We start from the raw sequence: 20,753 nt of genomic DNA on the forward strand, positions 1-20,753 counted from the left end.
CCGCTCCCACAAGGAATACGCGAGCATCACGGCTTTTGGTAGGGCCGGGGGTTAGTGGAAATCCCGGCTGCGCACATCCAGCCCTTGCAGCAACGGGGTCACATCCTCCAGCCGCCGTGCTATCAGGTGCCGCACGCCGTTCTCCTGCTCCAGCCGCCCACTCACCTTGAGCAGCTGCGCCCCCACCAGCGCCCGCCGCTGCCGTTCGGCAATGTCCCGCCACACCACCACGTTGACCATCCCGTGCTCGTCTTCCAGGGTGACGAAGGTCACTCCGCTGGCTGTCTGGGGCCGTTGCCGCCCCACCACCAACCCGGCCACGGCAATGTTGTCGCCATGCTCGACACCCTGCAGCTCGCTGGAGCTGCGACACCCCAGCGCCCTCAGGCGTGAGCGCAACAGTGCCAGCGGATGCGGCCCCAGCGTTGTGCCCAGCGCCTGGTAATCGGCCATCAGGTCTTCGCCTACGGTGGGCACAGGCAAGTCCACTGGCGTTTCAGGCACCGCTTGCACATCAGTGAACAGCGGCAGCTGCGGCTGCACCGCCGCCACCTGCCAGCGTGCCTGGTGACGATCGCTGGCCAAGGCTCGCAGCGCCCCGCCATCGGCCAGCCGGGCTCGGGCCCGTGCGTCGAGCCCGGCACGCAGGCACAGGTCCTCGACATCGCGCCATGGCCGTTGAGCCCTCGCCTGCTCCAGCCGCCTGGCATCAGCCTCAGCCAACCCGCGCACCAGGCGCAAACCCATGCGAATGGCCAATGTGCCTTGAGCATCAGGCTCGAGGGTACAGTCCCATTCGCTGTGGCAGACATCTACCGGCCGCACCTCGATACCCTGGCGCCGGGCCTCTTGCAGCAACTGGTCAGGGCTATAGAAGCCCATGGGCCAGCTGTTGACCAGCGCGCAGGTGAAGATCGCCGGTTCATGGCACTTCAGCCAACTGCTGGCATAACACAGCAAGGCAAAGCTGGCCGCGTGCGACTCCGGGAAGCCATAGCTGCCAAAACCCTTGATCTGCTCGAAAATGCGTTCGGCAAACGCCAGTTCGTATCCATTGCGCAGCATGCCTCGCACCAGCCGCTCGCGGTGCGGGTCCAGGCCCCCGTGGCGTTTCCAGGCCGCCATGCTGCGCCGAAGCTGGTCGGCCTCGCCCGGTGTGTAGTCGGCGGCAACCATGGCCAGCTCCATTACCTGCTCCTGGAACAGCGGCACGCCCAAGGTCCGCTCAAAGACTTCCTTGAGCTGCGGTGAGGGATAAGTGACGGGCTCCTGCTTCAGCCGCCGGCGCAGGTACGGGTGCACCATGTCACCCTGGATCGGCCCAGGGCGCACAATCGCCACTTCGATGACCAGGTCATAGAAGGTCTTGGGCTGCAGCCGAGGCAGCATGGCCATTTGCGCACGCGACTCGATCTGGAACACCCCCATGGTCTCGGCACGGCTGATCATCGCGTAGGTGGCCGGGTCTTCGCTGGGGATGGTGGCAAGGGTCAGGTGCTGGCCCCGATGGCGCTGCAGCAAGTCGAAGCAGCGGCGCAAGGCACTGAGCATGCCCAGCGCCAGCACATCGACCTTGAGCAGGCCGACCATGTCCAGGTCGTCCTTGTCCCACTGGATGACCGTGCGCTCCGCCATCGCGGCATTCTCCACCGGCACCAGCTGGTCGAGCGGTTGCTGGGAGATGACAAAGCCGCCCGGGTGCTGCGACAGGTGCCGGGGGAAGCCGATCAGCTCGCCCGCCAGCACCAGTACCCGCCGCAGTGAAGGGCTGCTGGCCTCAAAGCCGGCTTCGGCCAAGCGCTGGTCATCGGGAATACGGTCGCTCCAGCGACCACAGCATTTTGCCAAGGCATCCACCTGGTCCACCGGCAAACCCAATACCCGCGCCACATCGCGCACAGCCCCGGCGGCGTGGTAGGTGTTGACCACCGCCGTCAGCGCCGCACGATGCCGGCCATAGCGTCGAAACACATACTGGATCACTTCTTCGCGCCGATCGTGCTCGAAGTCCACGTCAATATCCGGCGGCTCGTTGCGTTCACGCGACAGGAAGCGCTCGAACAGCAGGCGATGCTGCAGGGGGTCGAGCTCGGTAATGCCCAGCACGAAACACACCACCGAATTGGCCGCCGAGCCGCGGCCCTGACACAGAATGCCTTGGCTGCGGGCGAAGGCGACAATGTCATGCACGGTCAGAAAGTAGCTTTCGTAACCGAGTTCCTCGATCAGCGCCAACTCCGTGGCGAGCACTTCGCGCACCTTGTCACCCGGCCCGTCTGGCCAGCGTAACGGCAACCCCTGTTCGCACAGTTCACGCAACCAGCCTGCCGGGGTATGGCCCTGGGGCACCAGTTCGCGCGGGTACTGGTATTGCAGCTGGCTCAGGTCAAACTGGCAGCGCCCGGCAATGGCCAGGGTCTCGGCCAGCAGGTCGGCAGGATAGAGTTCGCCCAGCTGTGCCTGGCTGCGCAGGTGCCGCTCGCCATTGGCAAACAGAAAACGCCCGGCCTCGGCTACCTGGCAATGCTGGCGGATGGCAGTCATGCAATCCTGCAAGGCACGCCGACCGCGCACATGCATGTGCACATCGCCACAGGCCACGGCGCGGATACCCAGTTCAGCGGCCAGGCCACGCAAGTGCTGCAGACGCTGGGTATCGTCACTGCCTCGATGCAGGTGCACCGCCAGCCACAAGCGCTCGCTGAACACACTGCGTAACCACTCCCCGGTGGCCATATCGGCGCAGTCATCGGCCACCCATAGCGCCAGCAAGCCTTGATGGTGCTGCTGCAGGTCGTCGCGAAACAGCTGGTACTCGCCCTTTTGCGCCCGCCGCCGGGCCCGGGTGATCAACGCGCACAAGCTCTGGTAACCGGCCAGGTTCTCGACCAGCAGCACCAGCTTGGGGCCTTCTTGCAGCCGCACCTCACTGCCTACGATCAGCCGCAGCTGATGGGCCTTGGCGGCCTGCCAGGCCCTGACGATGCCGGCCAGGGTGCACTCGTCAGTGACAGCCAGGGCCTGGTAGCCTTGTTCGCGTGCACGCCTGAACAGCTCGTCAGCGCTCGACGCCCCGCGCTGGAAGCTGAAGTTGGACAAGCAATGCAACTCGGCATAACCCGGCGTGCTCATGCGAACCAGCCCTGCAGCCACAGCGGGCCGGCCTGGCCGAGGTCGCGGTAGGCCCAGCCGCGCAGGCCGTCACGGGTTTCGATGCGGTAGTAGTCCCGGCGCACGTCGCCGCCATCCCACCAGCCCGACTCGATGCGTTCGGCCTGGCCCTGTACCTGGTAGCTGCTGGCGTCCAGCGCCATCGGGGCTGGCAGCAGCCAGCCCGGGCGACTGCCCGGAGCCACCGTCATACTGCCTTGGGCGCCTTGCTCGGTCAGCTGCCAGGCGCACTCGGGGCGGTGATCGGCTGCCGCGCTCAGCCCCTTGACGGCCTCATCCCCCAGGCGAGCGCGCAGCCGCTCGCGCAATTGTTCCCAGGGTTGTGCCTGCTGCGCGCGTGGGTCGAACAACGCCTGATGCTGCGGTACAAAGGGCGGCAGGTCTTCGGCAACCAGCCGCAGGTTGCGTACAGGGGCGGGAATGCGCAGCGGCTCCAGGCGCCCACGGGCCAGTTCGAACAGCATGGCGGCATCGCGTTCGGCCGCCAGCAGGCCTACCTGCAGCAGGGTATCAGGCCCTTCGGCATGTTCCAGGTGCAGGCAAAAACGCTGCACGCCACAGTCGCGCCCGGCGAGGAAAGCGGCAAGGTCGTTGAGCATACGCCGCAGCGGAAACAACAACGCCTGGTGCGACTCAACGTCGAAGTTCAGCTCCAGCCGGGTTTCGAAGCGGTCCGGTGGCTGGTAGAAGTCCAGCCCCGCATTGCGCAGGCCAAGCAACTGGTCGAGGTGCAACTGCACCTGGGCCGAAAAGCGCCGGGCCACTGTATCGCGCGGCAAGGCCAGTACCTGGCCCAACTGCCGCAGGCCCATGCGGGCAAACGCCTCGGCGGCATCTGCCGGCAGGCCGATACGGGTGATGGGCATGCCCAGCAGTGCCGCACGGGTGGCGTCGGCGTCGCTCAAGGCCAAGCCATCATGACCATTGGCAAGCATGCGCGCCGCTACCGGGTTACTGGCCAGGACGATGCGTTGACGCAGCCCCAAATCTGCCAGCTCCTGGCGCAGGCGTGCCTCGAACAACGGCCAGGGGCCGAACAGTTGCAGGCTGGACCCCACTTCCAGGAGCAAAGCCCGCGGGTAATGCAGGCTGACCTGGGCACTGAAGCGATAGGCCCAGGCTGCCAGCAATTGCTGAACCTGCTCGATGCGCCTGGGGTCGGCTTCGACGCAAGTAAAACCCTCTGCCAGGGCACGTGCCGCCGTAAGGGTCTGCCCTGCCCGCAACCCGAGTGCAGCCGCTGCGGGGCTGACCGCTTGCAATACCCGACGTTGGCTAGGCCCGCCAACCAGCACCAAGGGTGTGTCGGGGTCGTCACGCTCCCGCAGGACGGTGTCCAGCGCCAGCTGCGGGAGCAGGATGCAGGCCCAAAGCATGGGGCATCAGCCCCGCCCAGGGCAGGCGATGGGCAGCGCCGGTGGCATGCCGCCCCGGCTTTTCAGCACACGCCACTGTGCCGGACGGGTGTCGACGGCAACGCGCAGTGCTGCTGGCGAGGGGTTGTGTGCTGCCTGATGCGGCCGGCAGGCGAATGCCAGCGCCTGGCCGGTTTCTGCGGCCACCTGCAAACGCCGCAAGGCACGGTCATCGGCACGTTCAGGCCAGCACAGCACCGCCGCGCAACTGCCCGAGCGCAGGCACTGTTCGGCGGCCCACAGGGCATCGGCGGGGGCGGCGTCCACCTGCACCAGCCAGCGCAGGTCCACCCCCGCTGCCTGCCAGGCCGGTGCGTAAGGAATGAAGGGCGGCGCCACCAGCACCACCCGGCTGCCGTCGGCGCTAAGCCGCGCCAGTGTGGGCCATAGCAGTTGCAACTCGCCGCAACCGGGGTTGGCCAGCAGCAACTCGCTGAGTGCCGCCGCCGGCCAGCCACCTTCAGGCAGGCGCGCGTCGAGGGCAGCATGACCGGTCGGCTGCAACCCCAGTGGCCGTGCCTGGGCCTGCCGCCCGCGCCAGACACGGCGCTGGTCGAGCAGCCTGTCGAGGTCGACCACCGCGCCCATCAGTCACGCCTCAGCAAGCCGCAGAACACGCCTTCGATGAAAAACGCCTGGTCGGGTTTCACATCGATGGGTGCATAGGCCGGGTTGCGTGGCAACAGCCGGTACCCGCTGCCCAGGCGTTGCAGGCGCTTGATGGTCACTTCGCCGTCCAGGCGCGCCACCACGATCTGGCCATCGCGGGCGTCGGCCTGTTGAAGGATGCCGACCAGATCACCGTCGAAGATGCCGTCGTCGATCATCGAATCGCCACGCACTTTAAGCAGGTAGTCAGGGGTGCGACGGAACAGGCTGGGGTCGAGCAGGAGCTGTTCGTGGATATCCAGGTCCGGACCAATGGGGGCACCTGCCGCCACTTGGCCCAGTACCGGCACTTCCAGGATTTCCGGCCGGCGCAGCGGTTCGGCCAGGCGAATGCCCCGCGCCTGGTTGGGCGTGACATCAATGTAACCGGCCTGGCACAGGGCGGTAATGTGCTTGCGCGCGACGCTGCGCGAGGCAAAACCGAAGCGCGTGGCGATATCGGCCAGGCTCGGTGGCTGGCTGTGCTCGGCAATGCGCTCGCGGATGAATTCGAAAATGGCGCGGCGTTTGGGGGTAAGAGTGTCCATGGAGCACATTTGTACTCTTTTCGGAGCACGCTGAACAGCCCCCTTTGTCGCCAGCATTGGTTATGATCCCAAGGCTTGTGTTTTCTTGATCTGGATACCCCATGCTCACCGCCCTGTTGTTCGACCTCGACGGAACCCTCACCGACACCGATACCCTGCACCTGCAGGCCTTTCGCCAACTGCTGCGTGAGCATGACGGCCGCGAACTGAGCCAGGCGCAGTTCGATGCCCAGGTCAGTGGCCGCGCCAACGGCGAGTTGTTCGCCGAGCTGTTCAGCGGCGCGAGCGTCGAACAGTGCCGGGCACTGGCCGATCGCAAGGAGGCGCTGTTTCGCGACTTGTCGCCATGTCTTGACCCGATGCCAGGCCTTTTGCGCCTGCTTGCGCATGCCAAGGCCTATGACATCGGCATGTGCGTGGTGACCAACGCACCGCGGCTGAACGCCGAACACATGCTGAATGCCATGGGCCTTGGGCAGCATTTCGAGCATGTGCTGGTAGCCGAGGAGCTGGCGCGGCCCAAGCCAGACCCGCTGCCCTACCTCACCGGCCTGCAGCAACTGGGCGCCGAGGCCGGCCAGGCGCTGGCCTTCGAGGATTCATTGCCGGGGGTTGCGGCCGCCAGTGGCGCGGGGATATTTACCGTGGGCGTGGCGACGACACAGACGCCGCAGCGGTTGCTGGAGGCGGGTGCCAGGCTGGTCGTGAATGATTTCAATGACCCGGCATTGTGGGCGTTGATCGAGCGTATGGCTTGAGGTGTGGGGTGTGTTTGAGATCGAGCGCCGCCCGCGCGGCGCATCGCGAGCTGCGCCCGCTCCTACGTTTGTTTCGGGCCAGTAACACCTGCGCCAACGCGCGCGACCGCCCTGTTCGTACGACACGATATCGAGCCATGCACCAACGCGTTCGCGCGCAAATCCCACAGGATTAATTGGCCCGGAACAAACGTAGGCGCGAGCGCAGCTCGCGATGCGCCGCGCGGGCGGCGCTCGATCTCAAACACCCCATAACTCTATCGCCATACTCACCCAGGCCCCCATGCTCATCGACGAAGAACTGACCCTCAAAAAGCTGGAAACCTTTCTTGCCTTCATGCGCACGGGCAACCTCGGCCGCGCGGCGGTTGAGTTGTCCACCAGCGCCGTGAGCGTGCACCGGGCCATCCACTCACTGGAAAGCGCCTTGCGCTGCCCGTTGTTCAAGCACGAAGGCCGCCAGCTGATCCCGCTGGAAAGCGCCTACGTGCTGGAAAAGAAAGCCCGGCAATTGATCCTGGACGCCGAGCAGATGGTCCGCCAGACCCGTGAAGCCGCCGGCTTCTACGCCGAGCGTTTCCGCCTGGGCGCACTCTACTCGCTGACGGTGAAGACCGTGCCCAAACTGGTCATGGGGCTGAAACTGCGCCGCAGCGAGCTGAACATCGACCTTACCCTGGGCTCCAACGTCGACCTGCTGCAGCGCCTGAAAAACCACGAGCTGGAAGCTATCCTTGTGTCGCTCGACGACAGCATCAGCGACCCGGCATGCGAGCAACTGCCGCTGTTCTCCGATGATATCTTCCTTGCTGTGCCCACCGACTCGCCTTTCGCCGGGCAGGCCGAGGTGGACCTGGCCGACCTCGCCGACTCCACCTTCATCACCCTGACCCAGGGCTTCGCCACCCACCGCGATGGCGCGCGGGTGTTCCAGCAGGCCGGCTTCGAGCCCAAGGTGGCCATGCAGGTGAACGACATCTTCACCCTGCTGAGCATGGTCAGCTCGGGCGTGGGCTTTGCCCTGCTGCCCGGGCGCATTGCGGCGGTGTACGAAAACCGCGTCAGGCTGATTGCCTTGAAGCCGCAATACCGCTTGCAGCAACATATAGGCGTGGTGTTCCTGAAGGCTAGGGAGCGGGAGCCGAACCTGCTGGCGCTGCTGGCGGAGTGCCGGATGTACAGCCTTGAGCGTTAAACCGTAGCGCAGCATTGCGCCCCTGCAGCCATACCGCCAATGCCGCCAGCCCGGCAGGGATCAGCAATGATGCAAACACTTGCGCAAAGCTCCAGCCCAATGCCAGCATCTGAGCCCCGGCGAAGGCGCTGAGCACGGCACCAATGCGCCCAATGCCGCTCATCCAGCTGGCCCCGGTTGCCCGTGCCTCAGTGGGGTAAAAAGCTGCGGCCAATGCATTCATGCCAACGCTTGCGCCATTCAGCCCAAAGCCCACGGCGCAGGCAATGGCGCACAGCCAGGCGAAATCCCCCACCACCTGGCCAATCGTGAAAATCACCGCACCACTGAACAGAAAAGTCAGCATCAATACGCGCTGAGGGTTACAGCGGTCCATGGCCCAGCCTACTGAAATCGCCCCTGCCGGCCCGCCAATCTGGAAGCAGGCCGTGACAATGGCTGCTTCGGACACCGAAAAACCACCGCCCTCCTTCACCAGCGTCGGCAGCCAGCCGCTGAACAGGTAGACCAGGAACAGCGCCAGCACATAGCCAGCCCAGAGCATGCAGGTACCAAAACGATAGCGCTGCGAGAGGATGGTGCCAATCGCACCGTCAGTGCCCTGGCGCTTGGCGGGCATGACGAACGTACTGTCGGCGTTGACATGGTCGGGGGCCAGGCGGCGGACAATGGCCAGAATGCGCTGGCGATCTGCGCCCTTGCTGACCAGGAAGGTGACCGACTCTGGCAGGCGCCAGTACAGCAGCGGCAAGACCAGCAGCGGCAACACCCCGCCCAGCACCAGCACACTGCGCCAACCCAGGTTGGGTATCATCCAGGCGCTGACGAAACCACCCATCGCTGCCCCCAGGGAGAACCCGCAGAACGCCAGTGTGATCAGCAGCGAGCGGCTGCGCGCCGGGGCGTACTCGCTGACCAGGGTGCTGGCATTGGGCATTGCAGCCCCCAGGCCCAGGCCAGTAAGAAAGCGCAGCACGACCAAGGTTTCCAGGTTCGGGGAAAAAGCCGAGGCCAGGGTCCAGATGCCGAACAGCAGCACGCTGTACAGCAATACTGCCTTGCGTCCGTAGCGGTCAGCCAAGGGGCCGGCGATCAAAGCGCCAAGGGCCAGGCCGATCAGCGCTGCGCTCAAAACCGGGCCCAGGCTTTGCGCGCCCAGGCCCCAGTCGCTTTTCAGTTGGGGGGCAATGAAGCCGATGATGGCCACATCCAGGCCGTCCAGGGCGATGATCAGAAAGCCGAGGAACACCACCCATTTCTGGTAACGGCCGATGGGTTGCTGGTCGATCAGTTGGCGCACGTCGAGTGTGTTGTTCATGGGTATCACCTGTTGTTGTTTTTATGACGGTGTTTCGGGGCCGCGTTGCGGCCCAATCGCCGGCACAGCCAACATCACTGCCTGTCGAGACTATGTAGAGAGACAGGCCTTAGGATCCGGGTTTCCTGCGCCAACACCAGGTCACGGGTGGCATGCAGATAAGCGGCAAAATCCGGGTCGGCATCCCGCGCCGCGCTGCGCTTTTCAAAGTCATCCAGGCTGTCATAACCCCACAGGTGCACCACCTGGTTCAGCGGCCCGATGCTGCTGGTGTAGAACGCCAGCGGTGCGCCGAGGTGGCGCAGCAAGATCGGCATCGCCAACTGGTCGAAGGCTTCGATAAAGGCCGCCATGCAGCGCGGGCGAATGGTGTAGATGCGGTGATCGACCACAGCCTTGTCCATCACGCTACCTCCCGCGCATTGCTCGCTGCCGCCAGCCCCTGCTCGACACCTGCCAGGTGGCGGCCGGTGATGTAGCCAAAGGTCATGATCGGCCCCAAGGTAATGCCGGCACCGGGGTAGTTGCCGCCCATGATGCTGGCGCGGTCATTACCCACCGCATACAGCCCTTCGATGGCTTGCCCGTCGGCGGCCAGCACTTCGCCGACCACGCTGGTGCGCAGCCCGTCGAAGGTGCCCAGATCGCCCATGATGACCTTCACGGCAAAGTAAGGCCCCTCGCCCACCGGCGCCACGCACGGATTGGGCTGTTGCTGAGGGTCGGCCAGGTAGCGGTTGAAGCTGTTACTGCCGCGGCCGTATTGGCGGTCCTCGCCCTGCACTGCGCCTAGGTTGTAATCGCGCACGGTCCGCTCCAGCCCTTGCGCATCGATGCCGGCCTTGCCTGCCAGCTCGGCCAAGGTCTTGCCCTTGAGCAGGTAACCGTTACGCAGCAATGGCCCCAGTGGCATTGGTGCAGGTTTGGCAAAGCCCAGGCCGTACTTGGCCAGCGTACGGCGGTCGCACACCAGCCACATGGCGGTTTCTGCCTGGCCGGCGCAGGCTTCGATCAGCGCTGCGCCCACGTCGTGGTAGGAGTTGGACTCGTTGGTGAAACGCCGGCCAGAGCGCAATACACCGATCACGCCCGGCTTGTAGCGGTCCAGCAGATGCGGAAAGGCGATGTATCGCCCGCCACCCACCGGCACCTTCGACACCGGCATCCAGGCAGCTGGCGCTTGCAGGCGTATATCGACCTTGGCACCCAACGCCTCCGCCATGCGGGCACCATCGCCGGTATTACCCGCTGGCACCGGGGAAAAATGCTCACCGCCACGGCGCACATGCGGGTAGGCCTGGCGCAACCGCTGCAAGTCATGGGAGAACCCGCCACAGGCCAGCACCACCCCGCGGCGTGCCTGAATACGCAGTTCGCTGTCGCCTTGCCCGGCCAGTACCCCCACCACCCGCCCACCGTCGCGCAGCAGCTGCCGCGCCGGGGTGCCGGTGAGAATCGGGATGCCAAGGTCCAGCGCCGAGCGCACCAGGCGCGCCGCCAAGGCATTGCCGCTGGTCACCTGGGTACCGCGGCGATACAGGGCCAGCTCCTTCAGGTGGGTGAGCAGGCGCCTGGCCACGTACACGAACGAGGTCAACGAGCGGGTGACGTTGAAGAAGTGCTTGAGGTCGGCATTCGACGAGTTGAACATCATGCCGATGAAGGTGATGGTCTTCAGCGGCGGGCGCAGGCGTGCCATGTCCGGCCCCAGGCCACGGATGTCGTAAGGTGCGGCCAGTATCGAACGGCCCACATCGACGCCCCCTTCGACTTGTGGGTGATAGTCGGGGTACAGCGTGGGCACGAACTTCACGGCGGTTTCCCGCTCGAAAAAGTCCACCATCTGCGGCCCGTAGCGCAAGAACGCCTCGACCCCGGCCGCGTCAAAGCAGGCCCCGGTTTCGTTGCGCAGGTAGGTCATGGCCGCCTCGGGGCTGTCGTTGCCAGCGTGCCGGTTGCCAGGCACCCACAACACACCGCCGGAAAACGCCGTGGTACCGCCAAAGCAGTCGTCCTTTTCGATGACGATAACGTCAAGGCCCTGCTTCTTTGCAGTAATGGCAGTCGCCAGGCCACCCGCACCCGCCCCGACCACCAGCACATCGCAGTTACGTGTGGTCATGCGCGTACCCCCTCAAAGCCTGGCCGCGGGATCAGCGCCATGGGCATGCTCTCGAGCCCCCCATCCACGGTCAGCTCTGCACCATTGATGTAGTCGGCGCGCTGGCTGGCCAGGAACAGCACAGCGTCGGCGATATCCTGTGGTTCACCAATACGCTGGTTGGCCGTCATGGCGCTGCGCTGGCGTTCGATTTGCGGGTCGGCATAAAACGCGGCAGACAAGGGAGTGCGGATCAACCCTGGGCAGACTGCGTTGCTGCGCACACCTCGTGGCCCCCATTCCACGGCAATCTGGCGCGACAGCATGCTGACCCCGGCCTTGGCCGCACTGTAGGCACCGCTATTGGGTTGCGGGTAATGCGCGGCGATCGAGGCCACGTGCACCATACGGCCTCGGCCACGGGCCAGCATCGAACGGCCGAAGGCCTGGGCACACACCAGGTAGCCCGTGAGGTTGACCGCCAGCACCTGGTTCCATTGCTCCAGGCTCAGCACGTCCAGCGCGCCGGGGCGCAGCACGCTGGCATTGTTGACCAGTACATCGCAGCGCCCGTGCAGCGCCTGAACCTGGGCTGCGGCCTGCTCCACGCTGGCCGGGTCGGCGATGTCGCAGCCCAAGGCGCTGACCTCTCCGACACTGTGTTCGCCCAAGGTGGCGGCCAGTTCACGGCATTTGTCCAGGTCCCGGTCCAGCAGCACCACATGGGCCTGCTGTGCGACCAGGGCGCCGGCCAGCGCCGCGCCAATACCACCGGCGGCACCGGTTACCACGCATACGGCCGAATCCAGGCCCAGCCATTGAGAGGGGATCTTGTTGTTGTGCATGCTGCTCTCCAGAGTGTCGCTTCATCTGGGCCACAGCCTAGGGCCGGCAGGCACACCGGCAGAATGGACAAAACCTGCAACCAGCCCCACATTCCCGACAAAATTCGTCCTGCCGCCTGAAGCCTGCAGGCAGCTGTGGCACAGTAACCAGGTACCGAACAGAACAATTACAACAACATGAACAAGATCCCCAACTACGCCCTGTATGGTGAAACCGCCCGACCGGTGTGGCACGAAGCCCTGCATGTGGAACAGATCTCCCAACGTTCTGGCGCACATAACTGGGAAATTGCCGCGCACCGTCATGAAGGCTTGCTGCAACTGCTGTACCTGCAGAGCGGCGGCGGTGAGGTGCTGTTCGACAGTGACCGGCTCCAGGTGCAGGCACCCTGCGTGGTGTATGTACCGGCGCAAGTGGTGCATGGTTTCCATTGGGCCGGCCAGGTCGAGGGCCTGGTGATCACCGCCGCCCAGCACCCACTGGAAAGCATTGCCCAGGTGCTGGCACCCAACCTGCTGGCGCAGGTGCGCAAACCTCAGGTGATCGCACTGCCTTCGTGGGCAGCCGACGAAGACCCGTTGCTGCCGCTGTGCATGGCCTTGCGCGAGGAGTACCACAACCGCGCCCGTGAGCATGTGGCCTGCAGCATGGCCCTGCTGCTGACGCTGCTGATCCAGGTACTGCGCCATGAACCGCACATGCCCGAGGGTGGGCACCGCCCAGTGTCAAGGCGCAGCCAGCAGCTGACCGCTTTGCGTGAATTGGTGGACATGCACTACCGCGCGCACTGGCCACTGGCGGACTACGCTGCCGAGCTCGGCATGACCCTGGCGACACTGGGGCGGTTGTGTCAGGAGCACCTGGGCATGACGCCCATGAACGTGATCAATGCCCGGCTGGTACTGGAAGCCAAGCGCATGCTGGGGCATTCAAGCCTGAGCGTGAAAGAGATCGCCCATGAGCTGGGGTTTGCCGATGTAGGGTATTTCAGCCGGTTCTTTCGCAAGCATGCGGGGGTGAGCCCTAGCGGGTTTCGGGAGGGCCAGTGACATCTGCCGGCTTTTGCTGTGGCCTGCACTGGCCTCTTCGCAGCACAGGTCAGCACTAGCCCGCCAAGGCCCGCTGCACATCGTCTACCGTGGTCGCCAGGCTGCTCAGGTGCAAATTCATTACTCGTTCCACCGGTGCCTGATCCAGCGGCCAGTGCAAGGCAATGCTCCCGGCCAGGCGCCCTTCGGCGTGCACCGGCAGCGCAATGGCGCGGATCAGGAACGGCAAACGCACCGGGTACTCCCAGTACCCTTCGGTGCGCTGGCCAAAGCCCTTGTGCGCGTCTTCTTCGATGTTGCGCAGCACCGTGTCATCGCGCAGCCGCTCATGGGCCGCCAGGCGTTGCACTTCATCGACCGCCAGCTCACCCAGGCAGGCCCGCCCCATTGCCGAGTGAAACAGGCTGGCATGGTGCCCGACGATCTGGCAGGTATGCGGGTACCGCTTGCGCAATACCTGAGGGATGGCGCTTTCCATCACCTCCAGCCGCTCGCCGTCGAAACACGACAGGTCCACCACCAGCCCGGTGCGCTCGCTCAGGTCCAGCAGCAGCGGTGCAGCACTTTCCACCAGCCGCCGCTTGAAGCGCATCTGCCGGTCACCGAACAGCCGCCGTGCGCACAGGCGATAACGCCGGTCGCTGAGGCCACGGTAGACCCAGCCCTGCTCCTGCAAGGTGGCGAGCATGCGCGAGGCCGTGGCCTTGGGCAGGCCGGTGAGGTAATGCAATTCTTCCAGGCCCAGTGCCTGATGCTCGCCCAGCAGGTCGACGATGGCCAGTGCGCGCTCCACCGAACGCACACCGCCACTGTCTGCCGTAATGCCCATGGGTATGACCTCCCTGTAGCTGGATGGTCAGCATAGCCAGCAAGAACCGCGCCTGCCCAGTGCTTTCATCAGGCCAGCAGGCACGGTGGCGGGCGCCGCTCAACCCACCGGGTCAGCTGTTCATGGGCGTACGCCAGTTGCAACACCGCATGGTCGGCCTGGGCCGGGCCTATGATTTGCAGGCCCATGGGCAAACCGTCGCTGTTGAAACCGACCGGTACGCTGATGCTGGGTAAACCGGCCAGGGTCGGCCCGATCACCACCTCCATCCAGCGATGGTAGGTGTCCATCGCCCGGCCCCCAACGGCCGTCGGCCACGCCAGTTTTGCATCGAAAGGGAACACCTGGGCGGACGGCAACAGCAGGTAGTCGTAACGTTCGAACAGGTGTGCCAAGGCGCGGTACCAGTCACTGCGGTCCAGCGACGCCTGGTACAGCGAGGCCGCGCTCAGTTGCAAGGCGCCCTCTACCTCCCACTGTGCTTCGGGCTTGAGCAAGGCGCGCCTGGCTGGGTCGGCATAGGCCGCGCCAAGGTTGCCGTGCACCAGGAAGTGGCGGTGGGTGAGCCAGCATTGCCACAAGCGCGCCGGGTCGAATGCCGGTTGGCAAGCCTCCACCCGGCAACCCAGTTCGGCGAAATCGGCCAACGCTGCTTCACACAGGCCCATCACCCCGCCATCCATCGGCAGGTAACCGTTGTAGTCACCCAGCCAGCCAACCCGCACACCCCGAAAATCGCGCTGCAGCCCTGCAGCGAAATCGCGGCGGCCCTCGCTCAGCGACAGCGGCACCCGTGCATCAACGCCTGCCTGGGTCGACAACAGCCGCGCCACATCCACCACGCTGCGCCCCATCGGCCCTTCGGTAGCCAGCTGCTGCACGAACAGTTCGGGTGCCGGACCATGGGGCACACGGCCCTGCGAAGGGCGCAGGCCGAACACATTGTTGAACGCCGCCGGGTTGCGCAGCGAGCCCATCATGTCGCTGCCGTCAGCCACCGGCAGCAGGCGCATGGCCAGCGCCGCTGCCGCCCCGCCACTGCTGCCGCCGGCCACCCGCTGCGGGTCGTAGGCATTGGTGGTGGTACCGAACAGGGTGTTATAGGTTTGCGAACCGAGACCGAACTCTGGCACGTTACTTTTGCCAACGATCAGCGCCCCGCTCGCCCGCACCCGCGCCACACTGATGGCGTCATGCTCAGGTATCTGTTCGGCGAATAAGGGCGAGCCCAGGGTGGTGCGCAGCCCGGCAGTGGCAGCCAGGTCCTTGATCGCTTGTGGCATGCCGTGCATCCAGCCGCGGGAATGGCCCCGCTTCAGCTCGCAGTCACGTTCATCGGCCTCAGCCAACACTGCCTCGGCCGGGCGCAGCGACACCAGTGCGTTAACCTGCGGGTTGCAGCGCTCGATGTGCGCGAGATAAGCCTGCATCACCTCCCGGCACGATACCTGGCGGGCATGGATGGCCTGGGACAAGGCTTCGGCATCGAGGGCAACGATGGGGTCGATGGCTAACGGCTTCACGGTTTTACTCCAAGGTTGAAAGTGGTGGGCTTGCCTGCCCGGGGTGCTTCTTTCAGGCAATAGGTACCCAACAGCGTCAGCAGGCAGGCGAACAGCACGTAGAACGACGGTGCGACCGGGGTACCGAGTACCTTGGTAAGCCAGGTGACGATCAACGGGGCAAAGCCACCGAACACCATCACCGCCACGTTATAGGCCACCGATACCCCGGTGGAGCGCACCTCGACCGGGAACTGCTCGGCCAGGGCGGTCGGCGCCGGGCCAAAGAAGCCGCCGATGGCGGTGCACAACAGCAGCTGCATCACCAGCAGCCGCTCCACGGATGGCGCGGCGGCCACCCACACATACAGCGGGTAGACCATTATGAAGAACGCCAGGGTAAAGGCCATCAGCACGGGGCGGCGCCCCAGGCGGTCAGACAACGCGCCGGACAGCGGAATGACCACGGTCATCAGCCCCACGGCCAGCATCTGCACCAAAAGCACCTGGTCCAGTGGCAGCCCGAGGTTCTTGTGGGCGAAGGTCGGCATGTTCACCAGCACCACGTAGAACGACACCGTAGCGCCACAGGCCAGGCCCATCGATACCAGCAGGCTGCGCCGATGCTCACGCAGTACTTGCCACAGGCTGGGCGACTGGCCCTTGGCCTGGCGGCGCGCCTCGACGAACTCCTCGGGCTCTTCCATATGCTTGCGAATCCACAGCCCCACCGGGCCGATCAGCAGGCCGAGCACGAACGGGATCCGCCAGCCCCAGCTGTCCAGCGCCTCAGGCGAACACCAGTGCGTCACCAGGGCCACCATCGCCGCCCCGGAAAACACCGCCAGGCACTGCCCTACCAATTGCCACGAGCCATACAGGCCCTTGCGGTGGGCCGGCGCGCTTTCCACCAGGAACGCCGTGGCACTGGCGTACTCGCCACCGGTGGCAAACCCTTGCAGCATGCGCGCCACCACGATCAGCAGCGGCGCGGCCATGCCGATGGCCAGGTAGTCGGGGGCAAAGGCGATCATGGCAATCGACACGGTCATCAGGCGGATGATCATCTGCATGGCCGCCTTGCGGCCCTTGCGATCGGAATACATGCCCAGCAACACGCCGCCCACCGGGCGCATGAAAAAGCCCACGCCAAAGGTGGCCAGGGCCATCAGCAGCGAGGCGTACTCGTCGTCGGACGGGAAAAACTGCCGGGCAATGATGCTGGCCAGAAAGCCGTACACGATAAAGTCGTACCACTCCAGGGCGTTGCCGATAACGGCGGCCACCACTTGCCGGGTACGCGACACGCCAGTGCTCGAAGTCTGCATAGGAAACACTCCACACAATGATTGGGTGATCGCCCAGGCGCGATCGCGCCCGGGTTCCAGCGGCAGTCGTCAAAAGGCAGTCAGGCGGGCGCGAGCCATCGCTCTGCCAGCGCGCCCCAGTAGGCGGCACCGGTCAGCAGGATCTCGTCGTTGAAGTCGTAGGCCGGGTTGTGCACCATCGGCCGCGATACACCATTGCCGATGAACAGGTAGGCACCTGGGCAGCGCTGCAGCATCCAGGCGAAGTCCTCGCTGCCCATGAGCTTGCGGGTGTTGCCATCCACCGCCTCGGCACCGAGCAACTCCACCCCCACCTGGGTGGCAAAGGCATTTTCTGCGGCATGGTTGACCAGCACCGGGTAGGCCGGGCGGTGTTCGATGCTGGCACGGCAGCCAAAGCTTTCGGCCTGACTGACGATGATCGCCCGCACCCGCTCCAGGGTCTGCGCCCGCACCTCGGCGTTCAGCGCACGCAGGCTAAGGCGTAGCAGCGCCTGTTGGGGAATCACGTTGGCCGCTTCGCCGGCCTGCAAGGCACCGACGGTGACCACCGCAGCCTCCTGCGCATCGATGTTGCGCGCCACCACGGTTTGCAGCGCCATTACCACACTGGCCGCTGCCACCAGCGGGTCTACGGTCAGGTGCGGCATCGAGCCATGGCCGCCCACCCCGTCGAGGGTCACCGTGAGCAGGTCTTGCGAGGCCATCATCGGCCCCTCGCGAAAACCAAGATGCCCGGCCGGCAGCCCGGGCATGTTGTGCATGCCGAACAGCGCATCGCAGGGGAAGCGTTCCAGCAGGCCGTCCGCCAGCATCGCCTCGGCACCGCCCTGGCCCTCCTCGGCCGGCTGGAAGATCAGCGTCAGCGTGCCGTCGAACTGCCGGGTTGCCGCCAGGTAGCGCGCCGCCCCCAGCAGCATGGTGGTGTGCCCGTCATGGCCACAGGCGTGCATGCAACCTTGGTGCTGGCTGCTGTAGGCCGCGCCCGTTGCTTCGTGTATGGGCAGCGCGTCCATGTCGGCGCGCAAGCCCAGCCGGCGTGGGCTGCTGCCATTGCGCAGCACACCGACCACACCGGTCTTGCCGATGCCGGTGTGCACTTCATAGCCCCACTGCGCCAGCAGACGGGCGACCAGCGCCGAGGTGCGGCTCTCTTCAAAACCCAGTTCCGGGTGGGCGTGGATATCGTGACGGATCGTGTGCAGGTCGCTGGCCACGTCGTCAAGCCAGGCCAGGATGTGCTGATGTCGGGACATGTAGAGTCTCCTCGCGCGGGTGGTTTCCCGTTCTTGTTGTTTGCCTTGAGGTCACGACGGCTAAGGCAGGTCGTGCTTGGCTGACAGATAAGCGCGAGGCGGGATGAAGCACAATCGAATCTGGTTTCACACCGTGGAACCGAAAGGGTCGAAATTGCTGTTACCTTGGGGCTCACTGCTCAGCCACAGCCAAGGACTGCGTCATGCCTTCACGCCCAACCTCCCCCAGCGGCTTCGTCCGCGTACGCGGTGCCCGCGAGCACAACCTGAAGAACATCGATGTGGATGTTCCACGCGATGCCTTGGTGGTATTCACTGGCGTCTCCGGCTCGGGCAAGTCCTCGCTGGCCTTTTCCACGCTTTATGCCGAAGCCCAGCGCCGCTACTTCGAGTCGGTGGCGCCCTATGCCCGGCGCCTTATCGATCAGGTTGGCGTGCCCGACGTCGATGCCATCGACGGCCTGCCGCCGGCGGTAGCCCTGCAGCAGCAACGCGGCACGCCAAGCGCACGTTCCTCGGTGGGCAGCGTAACCACCTTGTCCAGCTCGATCCGTATGCTGTACTCGCGCGCCGGCCACTACCCGGACGGGCAAGCGATGCTGTACGCCGAGGACTTTTCGCCGAATACGCCCCAGGGCGCCTGCCCAGAGTGCCATGGCTTGGGCCGGGTCTACGAGGTGACCGAAGCAACCATGGTCCCCGACCCGTCGCTGACCATCCGCGAGCGTGCGGTGGCGGCGTGGCCCATGGCCTGGCAAGGCCAGAACCAGCGCGACATCCTGGTGACGTTGGGTTATGACGTTGACATTCCCTGGCGCGACCTGCCGCAGGCGCAGCGCGACTGGATCCTGTTCACCGAGGACACGCCCACCGCCCCCGTTTATGCCGGCCTGACCCCGGCGCAAACCCGTGAAGCGCTAAAGCGCAAACAGGAGCCCAGCTACCAGGGCACGTTCATGGGCGCCCGACGGTACGTGCTGCATACCTTCATGCACTCGCAAAGCGCACAGATGCGCAAGCGCGTGGCTCAATACATGCGCCCCAGCCCCTGCCCGCTGTGCCAGGGCAAACGCCTGAAACGCGAAGCGCTGGGCGTGACCTTTGCCGGGCTGGATATCGCCGAGCTGTCGCACCTGTCATTGCAAGCGCTGGCCGAGGTATTTCGCAAGGTGGCAGCAGCGGGCTACCTGACACACCAGCAAGACGAGCTGACCCTGGAAAAGCGCCTGGCAGCCCAACGCATCGCAAACGAGTTGCTCGAACGCATCGATACCCTGCTCGACCTTGGCCTCGGCTACCTGGCCCTGGAGCGCAGCACCCCGACCTTGTCTTCTGGTGAACTGCAACGCCTGCGCCTGGCCACCCAGCTGAATTCGCAGCTGTTCGGCGTGATCTACGTACTCGACGAGCCTTCGGCCGGCTTGCACCCTGCCGACAGCGAAGCGCTGTTCGAAGCCCTGCAGCGCCTGAAGCACGCGGGCAACTCGGTGTATGTGGTGGAGCACGACCTGGACACCATGCGCCGCGCCGACTGGCTGGTGGATGTAGGGCCAGCTGCCGGCGAGCATGGCGGCACCATTCTCTACAGCGGCCCGCCCGCAGGCCTGGCCGAGGTCGAGCCGTCGCGCACCCGCGCCTACCTGTTCAGTGCCCCGGCCCGGACCACGCGTGAACCCCGGCAGGCCCGCGACTGGCTGAAGCTTGAAGGCATCACCCGCAACAACCTGCACAACGTCAGCGCCGCCTTCCCGCTTGGCTGCTTTACCGCCGTCACCGGTATTTCCGGCTCGGGCAAGTCCAGCCTGGTCAGCCAGGCCCTGCTGGAACTGGTGGGCGCGCACCTGGGCCATGCCGAGCAGCGCAGCGAAGCCGAAGAGCAAAGCCTGGAAGACGCACCTGAACTGGCCAGCAGCGGCCATGTGAGTGCGGGCCTTGGCAGCATCAAGCGCCTGGTGCAGGTCGACCAGAAACCGATCGGCCGCACGCCACGCTCCAACCTGGCTACCTACACGGGCCTGTTCGACCATGTGCGCAAGCTGTTCGCTGCCACAGACCAGGCCAAGGCCAAGGGCTTCGACGCCGGGCGCTTTTCCTTCAATGTTGCCAAGGGCCGTTGCGCCAACTGCGAGGGCGAAGGTTTCGTCAGCGTCGAGCTGCTGTTCATGCCCAGTGTCTACGCACCTTGCCCCACCTGTCATGGCGCCCGCTACAACCCCGAAACCCTGGCGGTGAGCTGGCAAGGCATGAACATCGCCCAAGTGCTGCAACTGACGGTCGACCAGGCCCTGCAGGTATTTGCCGAACAGCCCCCGGCGCGCCGGTGCTTGCAAGTGCTTCAGGATATCGGCTTGGGCTACCTGCGCCTGGGCCAACCGGCCACCGAACTGTCCGGTGGCGAAGCGCAGCGCATCAAGCTGGCCACCGAACTGCAGCGCACGGCCCGTGGGGCAACCCTGTACGTGCTGGATGAGCCCACCAATGGCTTGCACCCGCAAGACATCGACCGGCTGCTGGTGCAATTGAACCGCCTGGTCGAAGCCGGGCACAGCGTGGTGGTGGTCGAACATGACATGCGCGTGGTGGCGCAGAGCGACTGGGTGATCGACATCGGGCCAGGGGCCGGAGACGCCGGGGGCAAAGTAGTGGTCAGCGGGCCGCCCAAGGTTGTGGCCGCGTGTGCCGACAGCCGCACAGCGGCGTTCTTGGCCAAAGCCTTGTAGCACCTGCGCATCGCCATCACAAAAACCAAAGGATGCACCTAGCAGCACCAACCGCCGCTCAAGTACAGT

General features: G+C 65.2%; 16 protein-coding genes. 4 read left to right on the forward strand and 12 right to left on the reverse strand.

Features of this window, described 5'->3' with window-relative positions; translation table 11 throughout:
* Positions 1–51 precede the first annotated feature (51 nt).
* The 4 genes from OZ911_RS15170 to lexA are packed head-to-tail and all read right to left on the reverse strand — an operon-like array spanning position 52 to position 5,791.
* The gene (locus tag OZ911_RS15170; RefSeq protein ID WP_070086427.1) at positions 52–3,132 is read right to left on the reverse strand and encodes an error-prone DNA polymerase; all 3,081 of its coding nucleotides are present in this window, start codon (positions 3,130–3,132) and stop codon (positions 52–54) included.
* Entirely contained in the window at positions 3,129–4,547 is a 1,419-nt protein-coding gene (locus tag OZ911_RS15175; RefSeq protein ID WP_070086426.1) for a Y-family DNA polymerase, read from the reverse strand. The genes OZ911_RS15170 and OZ911_RS15175 overlap by 4 nt, the downstream gene beginning before the upstream one ends.
* A 6-nt stretch (positions 4,548–4,553) precedes the next feature.
* The gene (gene imuA, locus OZ911_RS15180; protein ID WP_070086425.1) at positions 4,554–5,174 is read right to left on the reverse strand and encodes a translesion DNA synthesis-associated protein ImuA; all 621 of its coding nucleotides are present in this window, start codon (positions 5,172–5,174) and stop codon (positions 4,554–4,556) included.
* Positions 5,174–5,791 carry a transcriptional repressor LexA gene (gene lexA / locus OZ911_RS15185; protein WP_016487276.1) on the reverse strand — a complete coding sequence of 206 codons (618 nt, stop codon included), beginning with the start codon at positions 5,789–5,791 and terminating at the stop codon, positions 5,174–5,176. The genes imuA and lexA overlap by 1 nt, the downstream gene beginning before the upstream one ends.
* A gap of 92 nt (positions 5,792–5,883) precedes the next feature.
* Between lexA and OZ911_RS15190 the strand changes: the two genes are divergently transcribed.
* The gene (locus OZ911_RS15190; RefSeq protein ID WP_023048282.1) at positions 5,884–6,540 is read left to right on the forward strand and encodes an HAD family hydrolase; all 657 of its coding nucleotides are present in this window, start codon (positions 5,884–5,886) and stop codon (positions 6,538–6,540) included.
* Positions 6,541–6,823: 283 nt separating this feature from the next.
* A complete protein-coding gene (locus OZ911_RS15195) occupies positions 6,824–7,735 on the forward strand; it encodes a LysR family transcriptional regulator (protein ID WP_016487278.1) in 912 nt (303 codons plus the stop codon).
* Here OZ911_RS15195 and OZ911_RS15200 read toward each other — a convergent pair.
* The 4 genes from OZ911_RS15200 to OZ911_RS15215 form a co-directional block, all read right to left on the reverse strand.
* Positions 7,668–9,053: an MFS transporter gene (locus OZ911_RS15200; RefSeq protein ID WP_016487279.1), complete on the reverse strand. Its 1,386-nt coding sequence runs from the start codon at positions 9,051–9,053 to the stop codon at positions 7,668–7,670. The genes OZ911_RS15195 and OZ911_RS15200 overlap by 68 nt on opposite strands.
* Positions 9,054–9,127: 74 nt before the next feature.
* A complete protein-coding gene (locus tag OZ911_RS15205; protein WP_023048281.1) occupies positions 9,128–9,457 on the reverse strand; it encodes an NIPSNAP family protein in 330 nt (109 codons plus the stop codon).
* On the reverse strand, positions 9,457–11,175 hold the full coding sequence (locus OZ911_RS15210) for an FAD-dependent oxidoreductase (protein WP_016487281.1): 1,719 nt from the start codon (positions 11,173–11,175) through the stop codon (positions 9,457–9,459). Before OZ911_RS15210 ends, OZ911_RS15205 begins: the two co-directional genes overlap by 1 nt.
* Positions 11,172–11,999 (reverse strand): SDR family NAD(P)-dependent oxidoreductase, encoded by an 828-nt coding sequence (locus OZ911_RS15215; protein ID WP_016487282.1) that lies wholly within the window; start codon positions 11,997–11,999, stop codon positions 11,172–11,174. Before OZ911_RS15215 ends, OZ911_RS15210 begins: the two co-directional genes overlap by 4 nt.
* Positions 12,000–12,176: 177 nt before the next feature.
* Between OZ911_RS15215 and OZ911_RS15220 the strand changes: the two genes are divergently transcribed.
* On the forward strand, positions 12,177–13,049 hold the full coding sequence (locus OZ911_RS15220) for a helix-turn-helix domain-containing protein (protein WP_070086559.1): 873 nt from the start codon (positions 12,177–12,179) through the stop codon (positions 13,047–13,049).
* A gap of 55 nt (positions 13,050–13,104) precedes the next feature.
* Here the strand turns inward: OZ911_RS15220 and OZ911_RS15225 are convergent, their stop codons facing one another.
* The 4 genes from OZ911_RS15225 to OZ911_RS15240 all read right to left on the reverse strand — a co-directional run bounded on the left by OZ911_RS15225 (position 13,105) and on the right by OZ911_RS15240 (position 17,964).
* Positions 13,105–13,878, reverse strand: coding sequence for an IclR family transcriptional regulator (locus OZ911_RS15225; protein ID WP_016487284.1), 774 nt, complete (start codon positions 13,876–13,878; stop codon positions 13,105–13,107).
* Positions 13,879–13,946: 68 nt separating this feature from the next.
* Entirely contained in the window at positions 13,947–15,401 is a 1,455-nt protein-coding gene (locus OZ911_RS15230; protein WP_070086558.1) for an amidase, read from the reverse strand.
* Positions 15,398–16,708, reverse strand: a complete 1,311-nt coding sequence (locus OZ911_RS15235) for a citrate-proton symporter (RefSeq protein ID WP_070086557.1) — start codon at positions 16,706–16,708, stop codon at positions 15,398–15,400. Before OZ911_RS15235 ends, OZ911_RS15230 begins: the two co-directional genes overlap by 4 nt.
* 80 nt (positions 16,709–16,788) lie before the next feature.
* Positions 16,789–17,964 (reverse strand): M20 aminoacylase family protein, encoded by a 1,176-nt coding sequence (locus tag OZ911_RS15240; protein WP_016487287.1) that lies wholly within the window; start codon positions 17,962–17,964, stop codon positions 16,789–16,791.
* Between the two features lie 203 nt (positions 17,965–18,167).
* On the opposite strand from OZ911_RS15240, the gene OZ911_RS15245 reads away from it, so the two are divergent.
* Positions 18,168–20,684 carry an excinuclease ABC subunit UvrA gene (locus tag OZ911_RS15245; RefSeq protein ID WP_070086556.1) on the forward strand — a complete coding sequence of 839 codons (2,517 nt, stop codon included), beginning with the start codon at positions 18,168–18,170 and terminating at the stop codon, positions 20,682–20,684.
* Positions 20,685–20,753: the final 69 nt, after the last annotated feature.

The sequence above is a fragment of the Pseudomonas fortuita genome (genome assembly GCF_026898135.2).
In the GTDB taxonomy this organism is placed as follows: domain Bacteria; phylum Pseudomonadota; class Gammaproteobacteria; order Pseudomonadales; family Pseudomonadaceae; genus Aquipseudomonas; species Aquipseudomonas fortuita.

Bases quoted from the DNA above. Each gene is read 5' to 3' on its own strand.
- OZ911_RS15225 (WP_016487284.1), bottom strand. From the start codon at position 13,878: ATGGGCATTACGGCAGACAGTGGCGGTGTGCGTTCGGTGGAGCGCGCA.
- OZ911_RS15195 (WP_016487278.1), top strand. From the start codon at position 6,824: ATGCTCATCGACGAAGAACTGACCCTCAAAAAGCTGGAAACCTTTCTT.
- OZ911_RS15245 (WP_070086556.1), top strand. From the start codon at position 18,168: ATGCCTTCACGCCCAACCTCCCCCAGCGGCTTCGTCCGCGTACGCGGT.
- OZ911_RS15240 (WP_016487287.1), bottom strand. From the start codon at position 17,964: ATGTCCCGACATCAGCACATCCTGGCCTGGCTTGACGACGTGGCCAGC.
- OZ911_RS15190 (WP_023048282.1), top strand. From the start codon at position 5,884: ATGCTCACCGCCCTGTTGTTCGACCTCGACGGAACCCTCACCGACACC.
- lexA (WP_016487276.1), bottom strand. From the start codon at position 5,791: ATGTGCTCCATGGACACTCTTACCCCCAAACGCCGCGCCATTTTCGAA.
- OZ911_RS15205 (WP_023048281.1), bottom strand. From the start codon at position 9,457: ATGGACAAGGCTGTGGTCGATCACCGCATCTACACCATTCGCCCGCGC.
- imuA (WP_070086425.1), bottom strand. From the start codon at position 5,174: ATGGGCGCGGTGGTCGACCTCGACAGGCTGCTCGACCAGCGCCGTGTC.
- OZ911_RS15210 (WP_016487281.1), bottom strand. From the start codon at position 11,175: ATGACCACACGTAACTGCGATGTGCTGGTGGTCGGGGCGGGTGCGGGT.
- OZ911_RS15235 (WP_070086557.1), bottom strand. From the start codon at position 16,708: ATGCAGACTTCGAGCACTGGCGTGTCGCGTACCCGGCAAGTGGTGGCC.
- OZ911_RS15215 (WP_016487282.1), bottom strand. From the start codon at position 11,999: ATGCACAACAACAAGATCCCCTCTCAATGGCTGGGCCTGGATTCGGCC.
- OZ911_RS15200 (WP_016487279.1), bottom strand. From the start codon at position 9,053: ATGAACAACACACTCGACGTGCGCCAACTGATCGACCAGCAACCCATC.
- OZ911_RS15175 (WP_070086426.1), bottom strand. From the start codon at position 4,547: ATGCTTTGGGCCTGCATCCTGCTCCCGCAGCTGGCGCTGGACACCGTC.
- OZ911_RS15220 (WP_070086559.1), top strand. From the start codon at position 12,177: ATGAACAAGATCCCCAACTACGCCCTGTATGGTGAAACCGCCCGACCG.
- OZ911_RS15170 (WP_070086427.1), bottom strand. From the start codon at position 3,132: ATGAGCACGCCGGGTTATGCCGAGTTGCATTGCTTGTCCAACTTCAGC.